Annotated in this window: 6 protein-coding genes; 5 read left to right on the forward strand and 1 reads right to left on the reverse strand. The window is 34.0% G+C overall.

Going from position 1 to position 4,081, the window contains the following annotated elements; genetic code table 11:
* Positions 1–426: 426 nt before the first annotated feature.
* From HCG49_RS18280 to HCG49_RS18290, 3 genes are read left to right on the forward strand one after another with little or no spacing between them, the layout of a single operon-like run.
* On the forward strand, positions 427–729 hold the full coding sequence (locus HCG49_RS18280) for an ArsR/SmtB family transcription factor (protein ID WP_168470922.1): 303 nt from the start codon (positions 427–429) through the stop codon (positions 727–729).
* 45 nt (positions 730–774) lie between these two features.
* On the forward strand, positions 775–1,044 hold the full coding sequence (locus HCG49_RS18285) for a CBU_0592 family membrane protein (RefSeq protein ID WP_168470923.1): 270 nt from the start codon (positions 775–777) through the stop codon (positions 1,042–1,044).
* Positions 1,045–1,054: 10 nt separating this feature from the next.
* Positions 1,055–1,657, forward strand: a complete 603-nt coding sequence (locus HCG49_RS18290) for a short chain dehydrogenase (RefSeq protein WP_168470924.1) — start codon at positions 1,055–1,057, stop codon at positions 1,655–1,657.
* A gap of 13 nt (positions 1,658–1,670) precedes the next feature.
* Here HCG49_RS18290 and HCG49_RS18295 read toward each other — a convergent pair whose 3' ends face one another.
* Positions 1,671–2,003 carry a winged helix-turn-helix transcriptional regulator gene (locus HCG49_RS18295; protein WP_168470925.1) on the reverse strand — a complete coding sequence of 111 codons (333 nt, stop codon included), beginning with the start codon at positions 2,001–2,003 and terminating at the stop codon, positions 1,671–1,673.
* A 95-nt stretch (positions 2,004–2,098) separates the two neighbouring features.
* Between HCG49_RS18295 and HCG49_RS18300 the strand changes: the two genes are divergently transcribed.
* Both HCG49_RS18300 and HCG49_RS18305 read left to right on the forward strand, forming a co-directional pair.
* A complete protein-coding gene (locus tag HCG49_RS18300; protein ID WP_168470926.1) occupies positions 2,099–3,085 on the forward strand; it encodes a zinc-dependent alcohol dehydrogenase family protein in 987 nt (328 codons plus the stop codon).
* 11 nt (positions 3,086–3,096) lie between these two features.
* Positions 3,097–3,963, forward strand: coding sequence for a DUF4437 domain-containing protein (locus HCG49_RS18305; RefSeq protein ID WP_168470927.1), 867 nt, complete (start codon positions 3,097–3,099; stop codon positions 3,961–3,963).
* Positions 3,964–4,081: the final 118 nt, after the last annotated feature.

Consider the following 4,081-nt stretch of genomic DNA (forward strand, 5'->3'; position numbering starts at 1 on the left):
AGTTTTGTAGTCTCGCTTCCTTCAGATGTAACCTCGCAGTTACCACCCTTGCGACTTACTAATGGTTCAAGGCGTTACCCCTGCCCATAAGGGACTTGCACCCTCTAAATTAATTATCTACTTTGCAGTAGATAAAAGATGCCCATGCTGGGCACACACAAAACCTATGAAGTAATGCGGGCTCTGGTCTTCAATCTAAAGTTTTGTCTATATTTATGAAGGCGCAAAATCTTTCCGATTTTGCTCTGAGAATATAAAATAACCAAACCCTCAAAGCTTTTTCTTGGTGCACGCAGGAAAGGACTGTGCCTCTCTACCCCCGCACTACTCATAGCTTGGGCGTTGGCAACAAGCTTCACTCGGAGATTCCGTTAAAATTTTTAAAATTCATTTTTATATATCGCAAAATATAGATATGTTTGTACTATGGATTTAAGAACAGCCACAGAAATAGGTAAATGTTTATCGAATAAAACAAGAGTTCAAATCATGGAATGGTTGAAAGAACCTGAAACAAACTTTCCTCCACATGAAACCTTGAAACACTTTAATGATGGCGTGTGCGTAACATATATTCAAGAAAAAGCTGGACTTTCTCAATCCACTATTTCAACGTATTTGAATAACATGGAAAAATGCGGATTATTAATTTCAACAAGACATGGAAAATGGTCTTATCTTAAGAGAAATGAAGATGTAATCCAGGAGTATATAAAATTTATTAGCTAAAAAAAATTTCTTACAATATATCTACATATCGCAATATAACAAACTATGGAGCTAATCTTTGACATATTAGGTTGGACTGGCTCAGGACTAATAATACTGGCATACTCCCTTACCTTGATAAAGAACAAAGCGTATTTAGAATATGGTAAATTCTTAAATCTCTTTGGCGGATTATTAATTGCGGTAAACTGTTATTATTATAATGCCATTCCTCCATTTGTTACTAACTTACTTTGGAGTGTAATTGCAACTTTAACTATATATAAAAGAAGAAGTGAGAGAAGAAAATGTAGTAAAACTCAATGTTTAACTTAAAAATGTAAAAATGAAAATATTAATAATTGGAGGAAATGGAACGATCGGAAAAAGAGTCGTCTCCCATTTTAAGCAAGATAACGAGATAATAATCGCGGGAAGAACTTCTGGAAATGTCACAGTAGATATTGCAGATATTAATTCAATTAATTCTATGTTTGAAAAAACGGGAAAACTTGATGCAATCATATGTATTGCTGGGGAAGCAAAATGGGATGATTTTGATAAACTCACCGAAGAAGATTATTATATCGGCCTGAAAAGTAAACTTATGGGACAAGTTAATCTTGTACGTATTGGACAGAATTATTTAAACCCAAATGGTTCAATAACTTTATCCACAGGAATTTTAGCAGATGACCCAGTAGTAAAAACAGCGAGTGCATCAATGGTAAATGGCGGAATTCATAGTTTTGTAAAAGCGGTTGCACTTGAAATTGAAAACGGAATTAGAGTAAATGTCGTTTCTTCGGGAATGGTCGAAGATGCTTATGAAAAGTACAAGGACTATTTTCCTGGACATAATCCAATACCAATGAAAAAAGTAATTAACGGATATGTTAGAAGTGTCAACGGAAAAGGAAATGGCGAAACAATTAGAATTTACGACTAAAAAAAGCTAATTGCTAAGAATAATTTTCAACCACAGAATCGCCCCAATCCGCAATAGATTGAATTAACGGAATTAAAGTTTTACCAAAATCGGTTAAGGAATATTCAACTTTTAGCGGTGGTTTTGATGTATAAACTTTTCTTTTAATCAGACCATCTTCTTCTAAAGCTTTTAGCTGTAAGCTCAATGTTCTTTCGGTAACATTAGGCATTGATTTTCTTAATTCATTATACCTTAGTTTTTTATTCATCAAATGAAAAAGAATAACTGTTTTCCATTTTCCACCAATAATTCCCATCGTTAAGCTTGCGCAACAAGGGTATTCTTTTCCTCTAAATTTATGCATAATTAAACTATCCTTTTTGACCGTTATTGCAAATATAGAATACTATACTTAAGTTTGCAACTATAAATTTTATAGTAATTAAAAATCAATAAGTTATGTATGCAATGGTAATTAATGAATATGGAGAAAATGCAAAATTTGAATCCAAAGAAGTAGAAAAACCAATATTAAAAAATGGACAGGTTTTAGTGGAAATTTCAGCCTCAAGTGTCAATACAGTTGATACAATGATTAAGAATATGGGAAATGATTTGCCTTTTTCGCCCAAAAATCCAGCAATTTTAGGAATGGACTTTGCCGGAACAATTGAACAAGTTGGAAATGATGTTACTGAATTTTCAGTAGGCGATGAAGTTTATGGTTGTGCAGGTGGTTTAGGAGATTTACAAGGAACATTGACTGAATATATAACTGCCGATATAAAATTGATTGCGAAAAAACCGAGCAACTTAACAATGAAAGAATCTGCATCGTTACCATTAGTTGGAATAACGGCTTACGAAGGCCTAACTCGTGCAAATATTCAGAAAGGGCAGAAAGTTTTAGTGCACGGCGGTACTGGTGGAGTTGGACATGTTGCGATTCAATTGGCTAAATATTTTGGTGCTGACGTTTACACAACTATCAGTAGTGAAGAACAAGCAAAAATCGTAAAATCTTATGGCGCAAAATCCATTAATTACAAATCAGAATCAGTTAAGGAATATGTGAATAAACATACTAATGGAGCAGGTTTTGATGTCGTTTATGACTCTGTTGGTGGAGAGAATTTACTAAAATCCTTTGAAGCGACTGCCTTTAATGGTCAAGTTGCAACCACAGTTTCTTTGAGCCAAATTGATTTAAGTACAATGCACTTTAAAGGGTTATCATTACATGTTGTATTTATGCTTATTCCAATGATTCATAATTTTCAGAGAGAAAAACACGGAGAAATTTTAAAAAACATTGCTAAAATTGCCGAATCTGGAGCTTTAAAACCTTTACTTGATGAAGAAAATTTTTCATTAAAAAATGTTGGAAAAGCGTATGCTAGACTTGAAAGCGGAAAGGCAATAGGAAAAGTAATAGTTGAAAATTAACAAATAATAGTATGAATTTTAAATTTGCAAATTTACCAATTATCGTTTCACTTTTATTATTAGCCTCGTGTGATGATAGTAAAAAGATAAAAACTGAAACAGAAAACAATAGTTTTGAACAGATAGATAACCCAACAAATAAAGTGCTGTTGAGTTCTGAAATAAAATGGGAAAAATTAAATCCTGCAAGAGGAGACCAAAGTCCACAAGCTGGAACCATTTGGGGAGATAGGAATGCAGAAATTGCAACTGGATTTTTAGCAAAGTTCGCAGACGGCTTTTCATCACCACCGCATATTCATAATGTAACTTACAGAGCTGTTGTCATCAAAGGAAGTATTCATAATGATGACCCTAAGGCAGAAAATATGTGGATGAAATCGGGTAGTTTCTGGACACAACCACAAGGAGAATCGCATATTACTTCTGCAAAAGGCGAAGAAAACATAGCGTTAGTGGAAATAAATAAAGGACCTTATTTGGTTAAATCTATTGAGGAATCATTTGACAACGGAGAACGACCAATCAACATAGATGCTTCAAACGTAGTTTGGTTAGACAGTAAAAGGACGCATTCTATTGAAGTTAATAGTAAAGCTAAAATTAGTTTTCTTTGGCAAAGCAAAGATTCTCGAGGTGTTTTCGTACAACTTCCTAAGAATTACAATGGGATTATTAAAACTAATGGAACTGATTTACATTCGGTTGTAATACAGGGCGAATTAAATTATACGCTACCTCAAAATCAAGAAATAAAAATATTAGACGCTGGTAGTTCTTTTAGTTCAACTGACAAAGCAATTCATAATATTTCAAATGATTCAGAAATTGATGTGTTGTTATATCTGAGAACTAACGGAAATATTAAAGTGGAATAAAGCCAGTTGCCAATCGAGTGGATGGCTCCGCCATCTAATGACGGAGTGCACCCCTCACACCACCGTACGTACGGGTCTCGTATACGGCGGTTCGATAATGAAACTTAACGTTTGTAGT

The sequence above is a fragment of the Arenibacter sp. 6A1 genome (assembly GCF_012272855.1).
Taxonomy (GTDB): Bacteria; Bacteroidota; Bacteroidia; order Flavobacteriales; family Flavobacteriaceae; genus Arenibacter.

Excerpts from the sequence above, each read along its gene's own strand:
- HCG49_RS18280 (WP_168470922.1), top strand. The coding sequence starts at position 427 with ATGGATTTAAGAACAGCCACAGAAATAGGTAAATGTTTATCGAATAAA.
- HCG49_RS18285 (WP_168470923.1), top strand. The coding sequence starts at position 775 with ATGGAGCTAATCTTTGACATATTAGGTTGGACTGGCTCAGGACTAATA.
- HCG49_RS18290 (WP_168470924.1), top strand. The coding sequence starts at position 1,055 with ATGAAAATATTAATAATTGGAGGAAATGGAACGATCGGAAAAAGAGTC.
- HCG49_RS18295 (WP_168470925.1), bottom strand. The coding sequence starts at position 2,003 with ATGCATAAATTTAGAGGAAAAGAATACCCTTGTTGCGCAAGCTTAACG.
- HCG49_RS18300 (WP_168470926.1), top strand. The coding sequence starts at position 2,099 with ATGTATGCAATGGTAATTAATGAATATGGAGAAAATGCAAAATTTGAA.
- HCG49_RS18305 (WP_168470927.1), top strand. The coding sequence starts at position 3,097 with ATGAATTTTAAATTTGCAAATTTACCAATTATCGTTTCACTTTTATTA.